This window comes from Arthrobacter sp. NyZ413 (assembly GCF_049390645.1).
In the GTDB taxonomy this organism is placed as follows: domain Bacteria; phylum Actinomycetota; class Actinomycetes; order Actinomycetales; family Micrococcaceae; genus Arthrobacter.
The window spans coordinates 309,629-327,028 of record NZ_CP155434.1 but is presented as its reverse complement, the minus strand read 5'-3'; the positions used below and the strand labels follow the sequence as shown (position 1 = coordinate 327,028).

Sequence of the window (17,400 nt, the reverse complement as noted above, 5' to 3'; positions counted from 1 at the left end):
CCGTTCCTGCCTACTTCGACGCCCGGTCGAGAGATGCCTGGCCCTTGGACTGGGCGTCCTTGAGCCTTGTTGCCAGGGCGGAATCGTCCACGGAACCCTTGGCGAGATCGGGGATGGATTGGACGGTGACGTTCATGAGGGCCAGCTGGATATCGCCCCAGGCGCCGGTGAACGGGGTTGCCTTGGACTTGGCAGCGGTATCGGCAACCGGTTGGAGCGTCGGGTTCGCCAAGGACTTCAACGCGTCGGCATTGGCCGGCAAGTCGCCGAAGATCTTCTGGAAGTTCAATTGCTCATCCTTGGAAGTGATGAGGTTGATGTAGGCGAAGGCCAGGTCCTTTTGCTTCGAGTAGTCGGCAACAACCACGTTGTCACCGGACAGGATGCTGGCCGCGTTCGCTGCGTCGCCCTTGGGAGACGAATCGCCGGGGGCCGCCGTCGGCATGGTGGCGTAAGCGTACTTGCCGGCAACCGCGGACTTATCGAGGGTCGGGAGCGAGCTGGACGTTGTCATCATCAAGTAGCCGGCCTTGCCCGAGGCGAACGCAGCAACGGCGTTGCTGTTGCTCCAGCCGACCGACGCCGGGTCCACTACCTTGTCCTTGGTGAGCCAGCCGAAGTAGGTTTCGTAGGCCTTCTTGACGGTGGGATCGTCGAGCTTGAGCGTCTTGCCGTCCACGAGCGGGTTGCCGGCTTGGACGGACATTGCCCAGATGAACTTCCAGGGATCGTAGTTGTCCTTGTATCCGGTGGCGAGCCCGAAGGTGCCCGTCGCCGGGTTTGTCATCTTCTTGGCCTGGGCCTCGAGCTCATCCCACGTGGTGGCGGGCTTGTCGATGCCGGCCGCGGCGAGCAGGTCCTTGTTGTAGGCCATGACGAACGGACGGCTGACGAAGGGAATGCCGGCCTGGTGCTGGGCGTCGGGTCCCGAAATGCCGAGGGCCGCCTGGTTGAACCGGTCCTTGCCGCCCACCTTGTTCCAGTCGTCGTCGGACAAGGTGACAAAGGCCTTGGTCGCGTAGGCGGTGGGGGTGAAGGTGGTGCCGAGGCTGTAGACGTCGGGGCCTTGGCCGGAAACCACTGAAGTCTGGATCCGGGTCAGCTCGTCATTTGCGGAGGCGAACGTTTCGAACTCGATGTCCGCGCCGGTCTGCGCCTTGAACTTGGCCGCGATGTCCGTGAACCACTGCTTCTGCTGGGCCGAGTACTGGGTGTTGACGCCGGTCAGGACGCTCAGTTTCTTGCCTTTCCCGTCGACGGCTCCGGAGCTGCTGCCGGAACTGCCGCTACCCCCGCAGGCGGTCAAAGCCAGTGCCGCTGAGACAACAACGGCGGCCAATTTGGCGGACGATGCAAACTTCATTGTTTTCCTCCCTGGATGCCCGGGAACAGCAGCGTGGTGCGCGTCACATCGGGCGATTTCTCTGAGTCTAGGCAGGGCGCAACAAAGATGACAAGCGATTGCCAAAAATTGTCATCGATGCTGCAATTGTGGGACAAGTCACTCATCGTTGAGCGGCTGCGGCAGATGAGGAACATCCAGACGATGGCAGAACTCCAGCTCCAAACCCCGGGCAAGCAGCCCACAATCCGCGACGTCGCCGACCTCGCCGGCGTGGCAACATCCACGGTTTCGCGAGCCCTCAGCAATCCGGGGAGGGTGAACCATGTGACGCGCGAGCGCATCGAACAAGCCGCGGCGCAGTTGAACTACATCCCCAGCTCGCAAGCCCGCGGGCTGAGCTCCGGACGCACCCAGACTGTAGCTGTCCTGGTCCCGGACATCACCAACCCCTTCTACTTCGACATCATCCGCGGCGCGCAACACCAACTAAAGGCGGCCGGCTACACCCAATTGCTGGTGGACACCGAAGAATCCGCGGACATGGAAGCCGACGCGTTACAGAAGATGCGCCGCTCGGCCGATGGCTTCATCCTGGCCGCGTCCCGCCTGACCGACGCCCAGCTCGCCGAAGCCGCTACCCAGCAGCCCATGGTCACCATCAACCGGGCCTCGGCCAACGCCCCCACCGTGGTGATCGACACGCCGTCGGCCATTGTCCAAGCGCTGGAACACCTCGTGTCGCTGGGGCACTCGAGGATTTGCTTCGTCGGCGGCCCCACAACCTCCTGGTCCAATGCGAAGCGGTGGAAGACGTTCCAGGACGAGGCCCAGGAACGCAGCCTCACCACCTTCAGCGTGGGCCCGTTCACGCCCAAGACGACGTCGGGCGCGGCCGCCGCCGACGCCGCAGTGCACACTGGAGCGACGGCGTGCCTCGTCTTCAACGACCTCCTCGCCATCGGCATGCTCCAAAGGCTGCGCGAACGCGGTATCCGTGTTCCGGAGGACATGTCCATTGTTGGTTGCGATGACATTTTCGGCGCCGACTTCTGCAATCCGCCCCTCACCACCATGGCGTCCCCCATAGAACAGGCCGGTCGCGTAGCGGTTTCCATGCTCTTGTCGCGGCTGAATCCGCAGTACGGCGGGACGAACCGGAGGCTCGCCGTCATGCCCACCCACCTCACCGTCCGCGGGTCGACCGGAGCTGCCCCTGAGCTCTGACATAGTTGAGGGATCCGAGCACTCCTCATTAGTGTTGGGGACATGCGCACACTTCAGGCTGAAATCATTGCGGAAATGGGCGTCCAGCCCCGGATCGACCCCGCCGAGGAGATCCGCAAACGGGTCGCGTTCCTCAAGGACTACCTCAAGGCGACGCGGACCAAGGGCTTCGTCCTCGGCATTTCCGGCGGTTTGGATTCCTCCCTCGCCGGACGGCTCGCGCAACTTGCGGTCGAGGAACTCGACGCCGAAGGCGTCGAGGCGAACTTCGTGGCGGTCCGGCTACCCTACGGCGCCCAGCACGATGAGGACGACGCACAGGCGGCCCTTGACTTCATCCAGGCCAAGACCGAGTGGACCTTCAACATCTCCCGGGCAGTGGACGGCTTCGAGGACGAATTCGAAAAGACCACCGGCGCCGGCATTTCGGACTTCCACAAGGGCAACACCAAGGCGCGGTCCCGGATGCTTGCCCAGTACGCGCTTGCCGGCGAGTACAACTACCTCGTCATCGGAACCGACCACGGGGCGGAGTCCGTCACCGGCTTCTTCACCAAGTTCGGCGACGGCGGCGCGGACATCCTCCCACTCTTCGGCCTCAACAAGCGGCAGAACCGCGCCCTCCTCGCAGAGCTTGGCGCGCCGGACCGGATCTGGGAAAAGGTCCCCACGGCCGACCTCCTGGACGGCTCACCCGGCCGCACGGACGAAGACGAACTGGGCATCACCTACGACCAGATCGACGATTACCTTGAGGGCAAGGACGTTGCCGAGGGCGCCGCGGCGACCATCGAGGACAAATACCTGCGCACCCGCCACAAGCGCACCGTCCCGGTCACCATTTTCGACACCTGGTGGAAGTAGTCCCCGCCTCTACAGGGCCTCAAGCGTCAGCACCTCGCCGCTGCCCTGCACCCCTTCCGAACGCTTGGATGTCCTAGTATATTTCAGGTGAGGCGGATCACAACGCAGCGTTCGCCGGTCCGCCCCGATCAACGTGACGCTGGTCCGATCCATGCAGGGCGAAAGGCAGACAATGACAGTCACCAACGACTTCCGTGCAGCCCGCGACCGGCTCCTTGAACTGCGCAGCCGCTATTCCGCGGCGCACAAGGGGTTCCAATGGCCCCGCTTCAGCGAATTCAACTTCGCCATCGACTGGTTCGACCAAATCGCGGCCGACCCCGCCAAGGCCAATAACCCCGCACTGGTGATCGTCGAGCAGGACGGCAGCTCGACGCGCCGCAGTTTCAAGGACCTCTCGGACCGTTCGTCGCAAGTGGCCAACTGGCTCCGCGGCAAGGGCGTTGAGCGGGGCGACCGCATGATCATCATGCTCGGCAACCAGGTGGAACTTTGGGAAATCATGCTCGCCGGGATCAAGCTGGGCCTTGTCCTGATTCCCACCACCACGCTCATGGGGCCGCGGGACATTACTGATCGCGTGGAACGCGGCGGAGCCCGCTGGGCCGCCGTCGGAAGCGCGAACATCGGCAAGTTCGCAGATGTGCCGGGCGACTACACCCTGATCGAAATCGGTGACGCGGCCCTGGCCGCCGGCACAGACGCTGCCGGCAGCGCACTCGACTACGCCGAATCGGGTACGGCGGAAACCGGGTTCGTCCCCGACGCTCCCACGCTTGGCGATGAGACGATGCTCCTCTACTTCACCTCGGGCACCACCTCGCGGGCGAAGCTGGTGGAGCACACGCACACCTCCTATCCCGTGGGGCACTTGTCCACGATGTACTGGATCGGCTTGGAACCCGGAGATGTCCACCTCAACGTAGCCTCCCCCGGCTGGGCCAAGCATGCATGGTCCAATGTCTTCGCGCCATGGATCGCCGAAGCGTGCGTGTTCGTCTATAACTACGATCGCTTCGACGCCAAGGCCCTCATGGAGCAGATGGACCGCGAAGGCGTCACGAGTTTCTGCGCGCCGCCCACAGTGTGGCGCATGCTCATCCAAGCGGACCTCACGCTGCTCAAGACTCCGCCCACCAAGGTGGTCTCGGCGGGCGAACCGCTCAATGCCGAGGTCATCGGGCAAGTGGAGCGGGCGTGGGGCCAGACTATCCGCGACGGTTTCGGCCAGACCGAGACGACGGTCCAGGTTGCCAACACTGCGGGTCAGCAGGTCAAGACCGGCTCGATGGGTCGGCCGCTTCCCGGTTACGACGTCGTCCTCGTGGACCCCGCCACCGGGGAAGAAACCGACGACGGCGAACTGTGCTTGCGCTTGGACCCCCGGCCCGTGGGGCTCATGAAGGCCTACTACGGCGATCCCGCGAAGACGGCTGACGCGTTCCGGGACGGCTACTACCACACGGGCGACATGGCCAGCAGGGACGAGAACGGGGTCATTACCTATGTGGGCCGTGGCGACGATGTCTTCAAATCCTCCGACTACCGTTTGTCCCCCTTCGAGCTCGAAAGCGTCCTGATCGAGCACCCCGCTGTGGCCGAGGCCGCCGTCGTGCCTTCTCCGGATCCCGTCAAGCTCTCGGTACCCAAGGCATTCGTCGTGCTCGCGAGCGGACATGTCCCCTCGCCGGAGCTCGCGGAGGACATATTGCGTTATTGCCGGAACAACCTTGCGCCGTTCAAGCGCATCCGCCGGCTCGAATTCGCCGAGTTGCCCAAGACCATTTCCGGCAAGATCCGCCGCGTCGAACTCCGCGCGAGCGAGGAACTGCGGCACGGCAGCGGCCTGAATCCGGAAGGCACCGGCGTCGAATACTCCGAATCCGACTTCCCGAGCCTGAGAGAATAGGCAGCCAACCACAATGTCAGGAGGTACCGTGGGCAGCCCGCTCCCCAGAGACCCCATCGCCGACGCCCAGCGGAACTGGGAACGCCACGGCTGGGGCGAAGTTGCCGCGCCCATGGCGGCCATCACCGCGATCATGCGCACCCAGCAGATCCTGCTTGCCCGCATCGAAGGCGTGCTGAAGCCGTTTGGCCTCACGTTCGCGCGCTATGAACTCCTGGCATTGCTGAGCTTCGCCCGGAGCGGGGCGCTGCCAATGAACAAGGCAAGCGCGCTGCTCCAGGTGCACCCGACGTCGGTGACCAACGCCGTCGACCGCCTCGAAAAAGCCGCCCTCGTAGTCCGCTCACCGCACCCCACGGACGGGCGGACCACCCTGATCGAGCTCACGTCCGAGGGCCGCACCCTCGCAAAGCGCGCGACGACGGCCCTCAACAATGAGGTGTTCGGCCAGTCCGGCTTCGGGGACGAAGACGTCGAGCACCTCATCCGCGTGCTGGGCGACTTCCGCAAGGCCGCCGGAGATTTCACGGACTAGGCCCCCATCCATTGCTACCCACCGGCGCCCTGCCTTCGCAAGCTCAGGCCGGGGCCCACCGGCGTGGGCTCCCGTAACGGTCGTTTTGGACCCGGAAATCGACCGTTACGCAGCAGTCGATGCAAGATCAGCGGTGCTTGAACTCCGGTTGCCGCTTCTCGGTGAAGGCCGCCATGCCTTCCTTCTGGTCCTGCGTGGCAAACAGTGAGTGGAAAATCCGCCGCTCAAACAGGACCCCTTGCGACAAACCGGATTCGAAGGCCGCGTTGACGGCTTCCTTCGCCAGCATGGCCGCCGGCTTGGACTTCGAGGCAATGACTTCGGCGGCCTTGAGCGCTTCCTCCACCACGTCAGCGGCGGGAACCACCCGGGACACCAGCCCTGCGCGTTCGGCTTCGTCGGCGTCCATGAACCTCCCGGTGAGGATCATGTCCATCGCTTTGGCCTTGCCCACGGCCTTCGCCAGCCGCTGCGAGCCGCCCATCCCCGGGATGACCCCCAAGTTGATCTCGGGCTGGCCGAACTTGGCGTTGTCCCCGGCAATGATGAAATCGCACATCATCGCCAGTTCGCAGCCACCGCCCAAAGCGAAACCGGAGACGGCCGCAATCACCGGGATACGGAGGCGGGTCAGGTTTTCCCAGCCACGGAACCAGTCGGCGGCATACATCTCCATGTATCCCTTGGAAGCCATTTCCTTGATGTCCGCCCCTGCCGCGAAGGCCTTTTCCGAGCCGGTAATCACTACGGCCCCAACCCCAGGGTCGGCATCCATGCCGGTCACCGCCGCCACGAGCTCATCCATGGTGGTCTTGTTCAATGCGTTGAGCGCTTTTGGCCGGTTGAGGGTCACCAAACCAACCCTGCCCCGGAGTTCCACCAGGATGTTTTCGTATTGCTGCGCCAAACCGTGCCCCTTTTGTTCGTGCCGTAGATTGTTGATGGCCTCGAGACCAAGGCTACGTAGTGGACCTGTCGCGGATCTCGGTAATGATGCCGGAGAAGTCACGTGCCGCGCCACCTTCGGCCGCGAACGCGTCGTAGATCTTCGAGGCCAGGTGCCCCATTTGCCCGTCGACGCCGGTGCTCTCGAGGGCGTTGACGGCGAGCCGAAGGTCCTTCGCCATGAGGGCACCGGCAAATCCCGGCTGGTAGTCGCGATTGGCGGGGCTTCCGGGGACTGGACCGGGGACGGGGCAATTGGTGGTCAGGGCCCAGCATTGCCCGGAGGCGTTGGAAGCGACGTCGAACAAGGCCTGGTGCGTCAATCCAAGCTTCTCCCCCAGCACGAAGGCCTCGCTGACTGCAATCATGGACACACCGAGGATCATGTTGTTGCAGACCTTCGCCGCTTGTCCCGCGCCGTGGTCGCCGCAGTGCACAATCCGCCTACCCATGAGTTCCAGGATCGGTTTCACCGTTTCGAAGTCCTCCGGCAGGGCGCCAACCATGAACGTCAGGGTTCCTGCTTCGGCGCCCACGACGCCCCCGGAAACAGGCGCGTCCACGGAACGGTGCCCCGCCTCAAGCGCGATGGCCGCGGCTTCGCGGGCTTCGTCCACGTTGATGGTCGAGCAGTCCAGGAACAGCGTGTCAGGCCCGGCCACAGCGAGCAGCCCCGGAGCCCCGTCCACGCCGCGGTACGCATCGAGGACGTGCTTCCCGCTGGGGAGCATGGTCAGGACCACCGACGCCCCGGCCACGGCTTCCTCCGCGCTCTCCACGGTGGGAACGCCTTGTCCGCGGGCTGCCTCAAGCGCTGACGGCACGGGATCGTACGCGAGCACCTGGTGCCCGGCTTTGACGAGGTTCACGGCCATCGGGCCACCCATGTGGCCGACCCCGAGGAAAGCGATAGTGCCGGAAGCTGCGTTTTCAGACATGGTCGGACTCCTTTGAGTGAAGTTTGAGTTCACGGTCGCCGAGCGGCTCAAAAAAGCGCCCGACGTCGGCCGGTGTCACTTCCGCGAGCGAAGGGGGCTTCCACTGCGGGTTGCGGTCCTTGTCCACCACTTGGGCACGGATTCCCTCCCGGAAATCGGCTCCCGTCAGGCACCGCACCCCCACGCGGTATTCCTGTTCCAAGGCCTCGTCAAGGGTCAGCCCTCGCACGCGCCGCAGCGATTCGAGGGTGACCTTCACCGCGGTGGGCGATTTGGACTCGATCGTGTCCGCGGCTGCGGCGGCCTCGTCACCGCCCGCACGCAACCTCGCGACGATCTCCTCGGCATCGTCCGACGCGTAGGCGGCATCGATCCAGTCCCGTTGAGCGGCCAGTGGCGAGGCAGGCGATTCTTGCGCAAAGCGTCCGACGGCGTCTGCCGCCGTCGAGCTTTCCAGCGCTTCCGCGAGCGCCGGGAGGTTTTCGGACGGCACGAAGTGGTCCGCGAGCCCGAGGAACAGCGCGTCGGCGCCGGTCAAGTGAGCACCCGTGAGCGCCGCGTGGGTACCGGTTTCGCCCGGCGAGCGGGAGAGCAGGAGTGTCCCGCCGACGTCGGGCACGAAACCGATGGTGGTTTCCGGCATGCCGGTCCGGGTGCGCTCTGTGACCACGCGGACCGAGCCGTGGGCGGAAATCCCGACTCCGCCACCGAGGACGAGTCCATCCATGAAAGCCACGTATGGCTTCGGATAGCGGGCGATGAGCGAGTTCAAGCGGTACTCCGCCGCCCAGAAGTCCGCGGTCTCGCCGCCGTGGCGCAGCATGTCATCGTAGATCGCCACGATGTCCCCGCCGGCGCACAATCCGCGCTCACCGGCGCCGTGGACCAGGACCGTTTGCACGCCGTCGTCATCCGCCCACGCGGTGAGCCGCTCCAGCATGGCGAGCACCATTCCCGTGTTGAGCGCGTTGACGGCGCGGGGCCGGTTCAGGGTGATGACGCCCAGGTTGCCGCGTTTCTCGAACAGGACGTCGTCGGACGCAAGCTCTTCTGGGGGAAGGCCGCCCATCAGCTACCGGCCGGCATCACGAAGCTGGCGCCCTGGCGGATGCCGGAGGGCCAACGGGTGGTGACCGTCTTGGTCTTGGTGTAGAAGCGGAAGGCGTCCGCGCCGTGCTGGTTGAGGTCGCCGAAGCCGGAGGCCTTCCAGCCGCCGAAGGTGTAGTAGGCGATCGGCACGGGAATGGGGACGTTGACGCCCACCATGCCCACCTCCACCCGGCTGGCGAAGTCGCGGGCGGAGTCGCCGTCGCGCGTGAAGATCGCGACGCCGTTGCCGAATTCGTGCTCCGAACAGAGCCGCAGCGCTTCCTCGTAGTCAGCCGCTCGGAGGACGCTCAGGACCGGGCCAAAGATCTCGTCCTTATAGATGGACATGTCCTTCGTGACGTTGTCGAAGAGGGTGGGACCAACCCAGAAGCCGCCTTCGTAGCCGTCCACGGTGATGCCGCGGCCATCGGTGACCAAGGTTGCGCCGGCGTCGACCCCAGCCTGGATGTACCGTTCGATCCGTTCTTTCGCGGAGGCTGCCACCACTGGGCCGAAGTCCGAGTCCTCGGCCATGCTTGGCCCGACCTTCAGGTCCTTGATCCGCTCGCCCAGTTTGGCGACGAGTTGGTCAGCCGTCTCCTGACCAACCGGCACCGCTACCGAGATGGCCATGCAGCGTTCGCCCGCGGAGCCGTAGCCAGCGCCGATCAGGGCGTCGGCGGCCATGTCGAGATCGGCGTCGGGCATGATCACCATGTGGTTCTTGGCGCCGCCGAAGCATTGCGCACGCTTGCCGTGGGCCGCTGCGGTTGCGTAAATGTACTGGGCGATCGGCGTCGACCCAACGAATCCGATCGCCTTCACGCGCCGGTCCTCGAGGAGGGTGTCCACGGCTTCCTTGTCGCCGTTGATGACGTTGAAGACGCCGTTCGGCATCCCGGCCTCGGTGAAAAGTTCCGCGAGCCGCAGCGGCACCGACGGATCACGCTCCGAGGGTTTGAGGATGAAGGCGTTGCCGGCGGCGAGCGCGGGACCGGATTTCCAGAGCGGGATCATTGCCGGGAAGTTGAAAGGCGTGATGCCGGCGACGACGCCCAGGGGCTGGCGGAGCGAATGAACGTCGATCCCTTGGCCGGCGCTGTCCGAGAACTCGCCCTTGAGCAAGTGCGGCGCCCCGGCGGAGAATTCCACCACTTCGATGCCGCGCTGGATATCGCCTTTGGAGTCGAGGAAGGTCTTGCCGTGTTCCGAGGAGAGGAGCGTGGCGAGTTCGTCCATGTTCTCGTTGACCAGGTCCACAAACTTCAAGAGGATTCGGGCACGGCGCTGCGGATTCATGGCAGCCCATTCAAGCTGGCCTTTCTCCGCGTTGGAGATCGCGTTACGGACTTCGTCCGCGCTGGCCAACGGAAGCTTCGACTGGACCTCGCCGGTGCAGGGATCGTAGACGTCGCTGAAGCGTCCTGAGGTGCCATCGACCCTTTGGCCGTCAATGTAATGGGAGAGTTCGCGCACCATGGAATGCTCCTTTGCATATGTGTGAATGCCCGCCATCAGCCTCGGAAGCACATGTCCAACTGCGCCCCGGGGACATCTTGAACCCGAATATACTCGGACTTCCTACTAGTTTCTAGGGGTCCGCCGGCGGCTTGGTCGCTGGCAACAGCGGGCGCGCCCGACGTCGGAACTCAGGTTGTGCGCGCCTGTTCCGGCGCGCGGCGGGCCTCAGAGCGACCCATAGGCGTCCAGCGCTTCCTGACGGGAGGTCTTCAGGTCCACCACAGGCTCGGGGTAGTCCGGCGTGGCGATTTCGGGAATCCACTCGGCTACATACTTGCCTTGGGGGTCGAATTTCTTCGCTTGGGTTTCCGGGTTGAAGATCCTGAAGAACGGCGACGCATCAGCCCCCGAACCTGCCACCCACTGCCAGTTCGCAGGGTTGGACGCTGCATCGGCATCCACCAGGGTGTCCCAGAACCACTGCTCGCCAAGTTGCCAATGGATGCCGAGGTTCTTCACCAGCAGGCTCGCCGACACCATGCGAACCCGGTTGTGCATCCATCCCGTGCGCCACAATTGCCGCTGCCCTGCGTCCACCAAAGGGAAACCTGTTTTGCCTTCCTGCCAGGCACGGAGGAGGGAGGCCTCGGGAGATGTGTGGCGGCTCTTTTCTGGGCCATTCTTGCCTGGGCCGTTCTTGCCTGGGCCCTTCTTGCTTGGGTCGTCCAGCTCCGGCCACGCCCAAGGGTAGTGGTCGAAGCCGGGCCTCAGGTTGGCTGTTGCCAAGTCCGGGTGGTGGAAATACTGGTGCCAGCAGAATTCGCGCCACCCGAGTTCGGTGGCAAAGACGGCATTTCCATCGCCGAGTTCCCGGCGTCGGCGTTGCTGGGCGTGCCACACTTCGAACGGACTGAGTTGGCCCCAGCGCAGGAAAGGGGAAAGCCTGCTGCTGCCGGGCAAATCCGGGCGGTCACGGTTCACGGAATAGTCGGCCAAGCCTTGCTCCACGAAATCCTCAAGCAATTCGTGGGCCTGGACCGGACCCGGTTGCCAAGCCTCGGCCAGGCCCGCCGACCAATCCGGCGACCGGGGAAGCAATCCCCAACCGGCCAACTCTTCCTGGTCCGGGAGCCGTCCGGAGAATCCCCGGCCGCCCTCCGGGGTGTCCCAGGGATCACGGAAGTCCCTTGCGGACACAGTGCGCCAGAAGGGCGTGAACACTTTGAATGGGCCGCCCTGCTTGGTTGTCACGTCCCACGGTTCATGCAGCAACGAGGCCTGGAAACTCTTCGCGTGCACACCGGACCCGCTCGCCCAAGCCTTGATGCCGGCGTCGAGCGTTCGCTCCGCTTCGCCGTACCGCCGGTTCCAGTAGAGGCCGCCCGCGCCAAGCGCCGTCGTGGTTTCGCGGACGACGGCGTCGGCCGGGCCACGGCGCAAAAGGAGCGGAATGCCCAAGGAGGCGAGGTCTTCGCGAAGGGCCAGCAAAGAATGGTGCAGCCACCAGCGGGAGGCTCCCCCAAGCGGCCTGATCCCCGGCGATTCTTCGTCAAGGACATAGAGCGCAACCGCCCCGCCGTCGTCGACCGCCGCCCGCAAGGCCGGATTGTCGGCGACGCGGAGATCGTCCCGGAACCACGCAATCGACGGCTTCACCATTCCCCCCCCGAGTTTGTGCACACATCACACCCCTTAAAGCGAATCTTAAGGGGTGTTAGGTGTACACAAACTCAGGCCTTCGGAAGCCGGTTGGGTCACCTGTTGTTGAAATAGCGGAAGAGTTGATTCTCACGAATCGTTGCAGCTCCGGCTATTGCGCCGATAAGGAACGCCGGAGCGGCGACAAGCACAGGCTTCGTCCCCAGAACCACCATGACGGGCAAATCCGGCAAACCGGCAAACCTTGCGGCATAGACGATCATTGGCATCGCGAAGACCGACGCCACGAGTGCCACTACCCCATGTTCAATGCCGATCTGCAACCCCTGAGTACCTGCCGTGACCCCGCTGTGCTTAGCGGAGGCAAGCTCCAGACGCCTGGAACGCACGGAAAAATAACCCAAAACCATTCCGACGGCGAGTGCCGCCATTGCGCCAAACCGCGTCACGCGCTGTTCAAACCTGGCAGCGCCATCAAATTCCGTCCCCTTTCGCGTATTCAGCTGGCTGACTACGGGTGGGTCGGCGTTTGGCTCACCTGCTCCCGGAATCAGCGACAATCGAATGAGCATCCGCATTTCGGGGGACGGCGGCCAAGAGCGGACCCAGCATTCGTCAAAAGCGCCTCCGCCCGCAGGGACCGGCGAAAGGAGGCCATATGCAAAGCCGGCGCGACGGCCATCTGCGGGATAGTCGTAAGTCCCGTCAACCTTGGCCGTCCCGTGTGCTGTCGCGATCCCTTGATTCCGGTCCACGGCAAGGGGACCCACGTTCAGCTCCTTGGCAAGTTCATCGGAAACAACCATTCCACCCTCGCCACGAAACTGCGCGCCAAGAACGGATGGCAATCCATCAGTGATTTCCTTCGTTGCCACAGGAGATCCCGGCAATGCAAGAAGCAGGGTATCCGGAGCCGCCCGAAGGGCGCCGGCGGCCGCAACTCCCGGCAGTTCGGACAACCGTTCACAATTCTCGCCGTCAATCGCCCCGGCAGCGACCAGGGTGGTGACGTCCGCTCCCGATTCCTTGTAGGAGTTCGCCGCTGAAATGAGCGATTGGGTGGCAATGATGTCTGAAAGCCCAATTCCCGAGGCCGGGATGGCCAAGGCCAACGCGAACCAGACGGCACGCGATGCTCCTGACGTGATGTTCCTCCACGCCTCACTGAAAACCTCCGCGATATTCATTTTCGGTGTTTCCCCAGGTCAAGGACGTGGGTGCAGGCGTCGCGGGTTGCGGGGTCGTGAGTAGCAACGATAATGATCGTGCCACGGGCAGAGATCGCTTCAAGCGCCGAATTCACGGATTCCCCGGTATGGCGGTCCAACTGCGCGGTAGGTTCATCGACCAGAAGCAGTTGCGGATCCGCGGCGATGGCTCGGGCGAGCATCAAACGTTGGGCTTCGCCGCCGGAAAGCTGGCGAAAAGGGCGGTTTGCGATCGACCCCAGATCGACGGAATCCATCAGTGCCAACGCCTTGGCTTCAGCATCATTCCTCCGAAGCCCTTGTGCGAGGAGCGGCAGTGCTACGTGATCCAAAGCCGAGCGTGGACCAACTCCATGGGGATTCTGGAACACCCACGAAATCCGGTTAATGCCATCACGGACGACCCTCCCCGATGTGGGGTCCATCCAGCCCGCGATGATGCTCAATAAGGTACTTTTGCCGGACCCTGACGGACCGGTAAGCGCGTATTTGTCGCCGGGACGAAAATCGTAGTTGAGATCCTCGAACAGGGGTGGCAGCGCATCGAAGCCACAGCCGACCCGTACAAGACTTACACGCACGGTTGGTTTTGTGCCGGTTTGAGATCTACTTCCCGGACGGCATCGAGGGCATTACCGGAAACATACGTGATGCCAAGCTGGGAACCGAGAATTGTCACCCGATGGATCTCCATGCTGGACAATATGCAGCCACCGGTCGCACTGATGCTGAAGATGGCTCCGGGCGGAACTCCAAGAACCCTGACGGGTTGTGCAAGTTCGTAGCGTGCGGTGAAAACTCCCGGCCGTTCAGAGCCCTGTGATGCAGCGAAACTGGGCGTACTTGCCATCTTGTTGAGGAGAACCACATCCGAGATCCTGCCGTCCTCCGTGGTCGGGAAGTTCGAGGCGTCGATCAGCAGGGTGCGTTCGCCCGGGGCCAGGGTTTGCGGAAGATTGGTGATTCTTGCCCCGGCAACCTGTGGCGGAAGTTCCGCTATGCCCTGGCCCTGGTTCACGACGGATCCCACCGATACAGCGCACTTGAGCACGGACTGCTCCCGGTCAGGGAGCCAGGTGTACTTGCTTCTCTCGATGACGGAGCGATCCGGTTTCGCGCCGAGCGAAGCAGCCAGAGCAGCATGTGCCTCGAACATCTCGGCAGTGACCGTTGCCGCTGTTCCAGCAACATATCCAAGCTGATTGAGCTCAGCCTGCAGCGCGCGAACGTCGTCGCCGGAGTCGCCGAGGCGCAAGTCGCGCCACAATGGCGTCTTCGTCGCGAGGTTGATTAGTGGTTCCCCGTCAATTGCAAAAGTGGACGTGCCCGAACGGATCAGACCGCTTTGGGTACAGGCTGACGAGGTGATGGTTCCGCTGAGCCCCGCGATCAGACTCCGCGGTCCGGACTGCTCGGCCACGACTTGCACAGTCCGTGGATCCTTAAAGTCAGTCGCAGCGACCGGAGCGGTTGATGCTTGAACCTGTCGCTCAAGCGATGACGGCGCCCCGGCCGGAGCCATGGCGAGTCCCAGGACGAACGCCAGTGCGCTCGCGAGAATGGCCGCCACCGCGATGCCTCTTAACGACGTCCAATTCGCGAAGTCAAACCTCCACAGCTTCACGGTATGGCCCCTTCACGGCTGAGCGGATCCAGGCTGCAGGCGCGGGACCTCGGATCATTAACATCGAAAGGGAAATTCTGTTGTTCGAACGCGGCCGCGTAGTCTTTCGCGGAGTAGCTTCGTTCAACCAAACCCTTTCGCGAAAGACACTCGGCCATAATGGCGAACTCGTCCCTGTTTTCGGGATTTCTATTGATCTGGAAATATAGGCCTGAAATCTGGCCAGACGTTCGGTCCCGGCAGTCCTTGCTGAGTTCATCGTATTTCGCATCGGTCATCCCGGCCGCGGTAGTGGATTTGAAGGAATCATGATCCTGAAGTTCAACGTCGATATCGAAAGCCGCCATACAGGAAACGAATGCGTTCCTTACTTCCTGGTTCTCTTGGTCGGTAATTTTTCCATCCGACAAAATAGTCCTCTGCAGGTCGGTTGCGGCCGTCGAATGGGCCGAACGGAAGTAGTCGGCCCATGGCCCGCTGAACGTTGGAACGTCCACGTTTTGCGGGCCTGGGCCGACCGCCTGAACACCCTTATCCCCGCTCGAACAACCGGCAGTCGACAATGCAACCGCAGCCAGGAACAGAGCAACCAGGCGCAGATGGCTTTTTCTGGGCACGCTCAATTACACCCGAGCCCACCCGTAGGAGGTGATGTTGGCGTAGTTCATCCGCTGCTTTTTGACCGCACGCGAAGAAATGTTCTGATTCATTTCAAGTCCCCCAACTTTTCAATCCCGGACTCTGTTGTCCGGTAGGGAGAACCTAGTCGACCCGGACCAAAGCTGGAAATAAAGTGAACCAAATCACATTACCGACCCCTGCATGGAGGCGAGTTTGTGTACACCTAACAACCCTTAAAGCGAATCTTAAGGGGTGTTAGGTGTACACAAACTCAGGTGGGGTCGGGGCGGGCGGAGCTGATCTTGTGGGCTTCTTCCATGAGCAGCTTGCCGAGGAATTCTTGCCTTTCGGGGCGGAACCTTGGTTCGATGCCGGTCAGGGACAATGCGCCGACAGGCCTGCCCAGGGCATCGAAAACGGCAGCCGCCATGCCCCAACTGCCTTCAAGGACCAACCCGGGATTCACCGAATAGCCGGTCAGCCTGGTCCTTTCCAGGTTGCCCCGGACAATCTCCAGGGTGTGGCCCGTGGCGAAATCCCCCGCATGGTGCTCCCACCCGGACAAAATGGCGTCCTGTTCATCTTCCGGCAGGAACGCCATCATCGCCGTCCCGGCCGAAGCAACTCCGAGCGGAAACCTCACCCCTTCGTGCAACACAAAGGAGCGGACCGGAAAACTCCCTTCCTCTCGCAGCACGCAAACCGTCTCATTGCCGCGTCGAATCGAGTAAAAGGCACTCTCGCCGGTTTCCTCGGCCAAGCGGCGCAGGCTTGGCCGGGCAAGGTCTTCGAAGGGGAACCGGGCCGCGGCCACAGAACCGAGTAGGAACATCTCCGGGCCAAGGATCCAGTTTCCGGACTTGTGGTCATGGTCGAGGAGGCCTTCGGCGGCCAGGGACGCAAGCAGGCGGTAGACGGTGGGACGCGTCAATCCCGACTCGCGGACCAGCCCCGCGATGGACATGCCCTCTGGCTTGCGCCCCACGAGGCGCAAAAGCACGGCTACGCGACCAACGACCTGCGCGCCCTGGACGGGGGAACTTTGGACGGGCGTGCCTTGAACCTGCCGAGCCGCCAAGATGATACTCCTGAAAATTCCTCCACAATATGGACAACTCCAACTCTACCGTCCACACTGTGCCGTCGGCCAGTAAAAACAAGAATCAGGCCATTGACCACCCAAACCAGCTGCCCCTAGGCTCCTTTCCCAGAACAGATGTCCACAAAGTGGATAACTCAATGACGAGGAGGACCCATGGCCAAACTCCAGCACAGCGCAGCCGAAGCCTTGCAGGACATCCTGCGCGACGGCCAGACCCTCGCGGTCGGCGGTTTCGGACTCAGCGGCATCCCTGCGGACCTGATCGAGGCCGTCCGCGATTCCGGCGTCCAGGACCTGACCATCGTTTCCAACAACATGGGAATCGACGGCAAAGGCCTCGGAATCCTGATCGAATCCGGTCAGGTCCGCAAGGTCGTCGCATCCTATGTGGGCGAAAACAAGGTCTTCGCCGAGCATTACCTCTCAGGCCGGCTCGAGGTGGAGTTCACTCCCCAGGGCACGCTCGCCGAGCGGCTCCGCGCCGGCGGCGCCGGCATCCCCGCGTTCTATACGCGGACCGGCGTCGGAACCTTGGTGGCGGAGGGCAAGCCGCTCGAAGAGTTCGATGGCGTCACGTACGTCCGTGAGCGCGGGATCGTTGCCGACGTCGCACTCGTCCACGCTCATACTGCGGACACGGACGGCAACCTGATCTACCGCCATACGGCCCGGAACTTCAACCCCGTGGTGGCAACCGCCGGCAAGGTGACCATCGCGGAGGCCGAGGTGATCGTGCAGCCGGGCGAATTGGACCCGAACCACATCGTGACGCCGGGCGTCTACGTCCAGCGCCTCGTCCAGGCAAGCAACAGGACAAAGGACATCGAGCAGCGCACGGTCCGGCTCCGCGCAGCAGTCCCCGCCTAATTCCAGCAC

The 17,400-nt window shown here is 63.2% G+C and carries 16 protein-coding genes; 5 read left to right on the top strand and 11 right to left on the bottom strand.

The window, feature by feature from the left end; translation table 11 throughout:
* Positions 1–10: 10 nt before the first annotated feature.
* Entirely contained in the window at positions 11–1,363 is a 1,353-nt protein-coding gene (locus tag ABCW42_RS01580) for an ABC transporter substrate-binding protein (RefSeq protein ID WP_423183222.1), read from the bottom strand.
* A 183-nt stretch (positions 1,364–1,546) separates the two neighbouring features.
* Between ABCW42_RS01580 and ABCW42_RS01575 the strand changes: the two genes are divergently transcribed.
* The 4 genes from ABCW42_RS01575 to ABCW42_RS01560 all read left to right on the top strand — a co-directional run bounded on the left by ABCW42_RS01575 (position 1,547) and on the right by ABCW42_RS01560 (position 5,877).
* Positions 1,547–2,569 carry a LacI family DNA-binding transcriptional regulator gene (locus ABCW42_RS01575; RefSeq protein WP_423184772.1) on the top strand — a complete coding sequence of 341 codons (1,023 nt, stop codon included), beginning with the start codon at positions 1,547–1,549 and terminating at the stop codon, positions 2,567–2,569.
* A 42-nt stretch (positions 2,570–2,611) separates the two neighbouring features.
* Positions 2,612–3,433, top strand: a complete 822-nt coding sequence (gene nadE / locus ABCW42_RS01570; RefSeq protein ID WP_423183221.1) for an ammonia-dependent NAD(+) synthetase — start codon at positions 2,612–2,614, stop codon at positions 3,431–3,433.
* 172 nt (positions 3,434–3,605) lie between these two features.
* Positions 3,606–5,342 carry an AMP-binding protein gene (locus ABCW42_RS01565; RefSeq protein WP_423183220.1) on the top strand — a complete coding sequence of 579 codons (1,737 nt, stop codon included), beginning with the start codon at positions 3,606–3,608 and terminating at the stop codon, positions 5,340–5,342.
* Between the two features lie 28 nt (positions 5,343–5,370).
* A complete protein-coding gene (locus ABCW42_RS01560) occupies positions 5,371–5,877 on the top strand; it encodes a MarR family winged helix-turn-helix transcriptional regulator (protein WP_423184771.1) in 507 nt (168 codons plus the stop codon).
* Positions 5,878–6,004: 127 nt separating this feature from the next.
* Here ABCW42_RS01560 and ABCW42_RS01555 read toward each other — a convergent pair whose 3' ends face one another.
* The 10 genes from ABCW42_RS01555 to ABCW42_RS01510 form a co-directional block, all read right to left on the bottom strand.
* Complete coding sequence (locus ABCW42_RS01555) at positions 6,005–6,784, bottom strand: enoyl-CoA hydratase (RefSeq protein ID WP_423183219.1); 780 nt, start codon at positions 6,782–6,784, stop codon at positions 6,005–6,007.
* Between the two features lie 52 nt (positions 6,785–6,836).
* The gene (gene mmsB, locus ABCW42_RS01550) at positions 6,837–7,760 is read right to left on the bottom strand and encodes a 3-hydroxyisobutyrate dehydrogenase (protein WP_423183218.1); all 924 of its coding nucleotides are present in this window, start codon (positions 7,758–7,760) and stop codon (positions 6,837–6,839) included.
* The gene (locus ABCW42_RS01545) at positions 7,753–8,829 is read right to left on the bottom strand and encodes an enoyl-CoA hydratase/isomerase family protein (RefSeq protein WP_423183217.1); all 1,077 of its coding nucleotides are present in this window, start codon (positions 8,827–8,829) and stop codon (positions 7,753–7,755) included. The genes mmsB and ABCW42_RS01545 overlap by 8 nt, the downstream gene beginning before the upstream one ends.
* Positions 8,829–10,328 (bottom strand): CoA-acylating methylmalonate-semialdehyde dehydrogenase, encoded by a 1,500-nt coding sequence (locus ABCW42_RS01540; protein WP_423183216.1) that lies wholly within the window; start codon positions 10,326–10,328, stop codon positions 8,829–8,831. The genes ABCW42_RS01545 and ABCW42_RS01540 overlap by 1 nt, the downstream gene beginning before the upstream one ends.
* 207 nt (positions 10,329–10,535) lie before the next feature.
* Positions 10,536–11,966, bottom strand: a complete 1,431-nt coding sequence (locus tag ABCW42_RS01535; protein ID WP_423184770.1) for a cryptochrome/photolyase family protein — start codon at positions 11,964–11,966, stop codon at positions 10,536–10,538.
* A 98-nt stretch (positions 11,967–12,064) separates the two neighbouring features.
* Complete coding sequence (locus tag ABCW42_RS01530; RefSeq protein ID WP_423183215.1) at positions 12,065–13,156, bottom strand: hypothetical protein; 1,092 nt, start codon at positions 13,154–13,156, stop codon at positions 12,065–12,067.
* Complete coding sequence (locus tag ABCW42_RS01525; protein WP_423183214.1) at positions 13,153–13,758, bottom strand: ATP-binding cassette domain-containing protein; 606 nt, start codon at positions 13,756–13,758, stop codon at positions 13,153–13,155. Before ABCW42_RS01525 ends, ABCW42_RS01530 begins: the two co-directional genes overlap by 4 nt.
* Entirely contained in the window at positions 13,749–14,801 is a 1,053-nt protein-coding gene (locus ABCW42_RS01520; protein ID WP_423183213.1) for a peptidoglycan-binding domain-containing protein, read from the bottom strand. The genes ABCW42_RS01525 and ABCW42_RS01520 overlap by 10 nt, the downstream gene beginning before the upstream one ends.
* Positions 14,798–15,418 carry a hypothetical protein gene (locus ABCW42_RS01515; RefSeq protein ID WP_423183212.1) on the bottom strand — a complete coding sequence of 207 codons (621 nt, stop codon included), beginning with the start codon at positions 15,416–15,418 and terminating at the stop codon, positions 14,798–14,800. The genes ABCW42_RS01520 and ABCW42_RS01515 overlap by 4 nt, the downstream gene beginning before the upstream one ends.
* Positions 15,419–15,693: 275 nt before the next feature.
* Positions 15,694–16,386, bottom strand: a complete 693-nt coding sequence (locus tag ABCW42_RS01510) for an IclR family transcriptional regulator (protein WP_423183211.1) — start codon at positions 16,384–16,386, stop codon at positions 15,694–15,696.
* A gap of 291 nt (positions 16,387–16,677) precedes the next feature.
* Here ABCW42_RS01510 and ABCW42_RS01505 point away from each other — a divergent pair, with 291 nt between their 5' ends.
* Positions 16,678–17,391: a CoA transferase subunit A gene (locus ABCW42_RS01505; RefSeq protein WP_423183210.1), complete on the top strand. Its 714-nt coding sequence runs from the start codon at positions 16,678–16,680 to the stop codon at positions 17,389–17,391.
* Positions 17,392–17,400 lie beyond the last annotated feature (9 nt).

What these genes read in the sequence shown, in the direction of transcription:
- ABCW42_RS01580 (WP_423183222.1), bottom strand. Translation starts at nt 1,363, where the DNA reads ATGAAGTTTGCATCGTCCGCCAAATTGGCCGCCGTTGTTGTCTCAGCG.
- ABCW42_RS01575 (WP_423184772.1), top strand. Translation starts at nt 1,547, where the DNA reads ATGGCAGAACTCCAGCTCCAAACCCCGGGCAAGCAGCCCACAATCCGC.
- nadE (WP_423183221.1), top strand. Translation starts at nt 2,612, where the DNA reads ATGCGCACACTTCAGGCTGAAATCATTGCGGAAATGGGCGTCCAGCCC.
- ABCW42_RS01565 (WP_423183220.1), top strand. Translation starts at nt 3,606, where the DNA reads ATGACAGTCACCAACGACTTCCGTGCAGCCCGCGACCGGCTCCTTGAA.
- mmsB (WP_423183218.1), bottom strand. Translation starts at nt 7,760, where the DNA reads ATGTCTGAAAACGCAGCTTCCGGCACTATCGCTTTCCTCGGGGTCGGC.
- ABCW42_RS01545 (WP_423183217.1), bottom strand. Translation starts at nt 8,829, where the DNA reads ATGGGCGGCCTTCCCCCAGAAGAGCTTGCGTCCGACGACGTCCTGTTC.
- ABCW42_RS01540 (WP_423183216.1), bottom strand. Translation starts at nt 10,328, where the DNA reads ATGGTGCGCGAACTCTCCCATTACATTGACGGCCAAAGGGTCGATGGC.
- ABCW42_RS01530 (WP_423183215.1), bottom strand. Translation starts at nt 13,156, where the DNA reads ATGAATATCGCGGAGGTTTTCAGTGAGGCGTGGAGGAACATCACGTCA.
- ABCW42_RS01510 (WP_423183211.1), bottom strand. Translation starts at nt 16,386, where the DNA reads ATGTCCATCGCGGGGCTGGTCCGCGAGTCGGGATTGACGCGTCCCACC.
- ABCW42_RS01505 (WP_423183210.1), top strand. Translation starts at nt 16,678, where the DNA reads ATGGCCAAACTCCAGCACAGCGCAGCCGAAGCCTTGCAGGACATCCTG.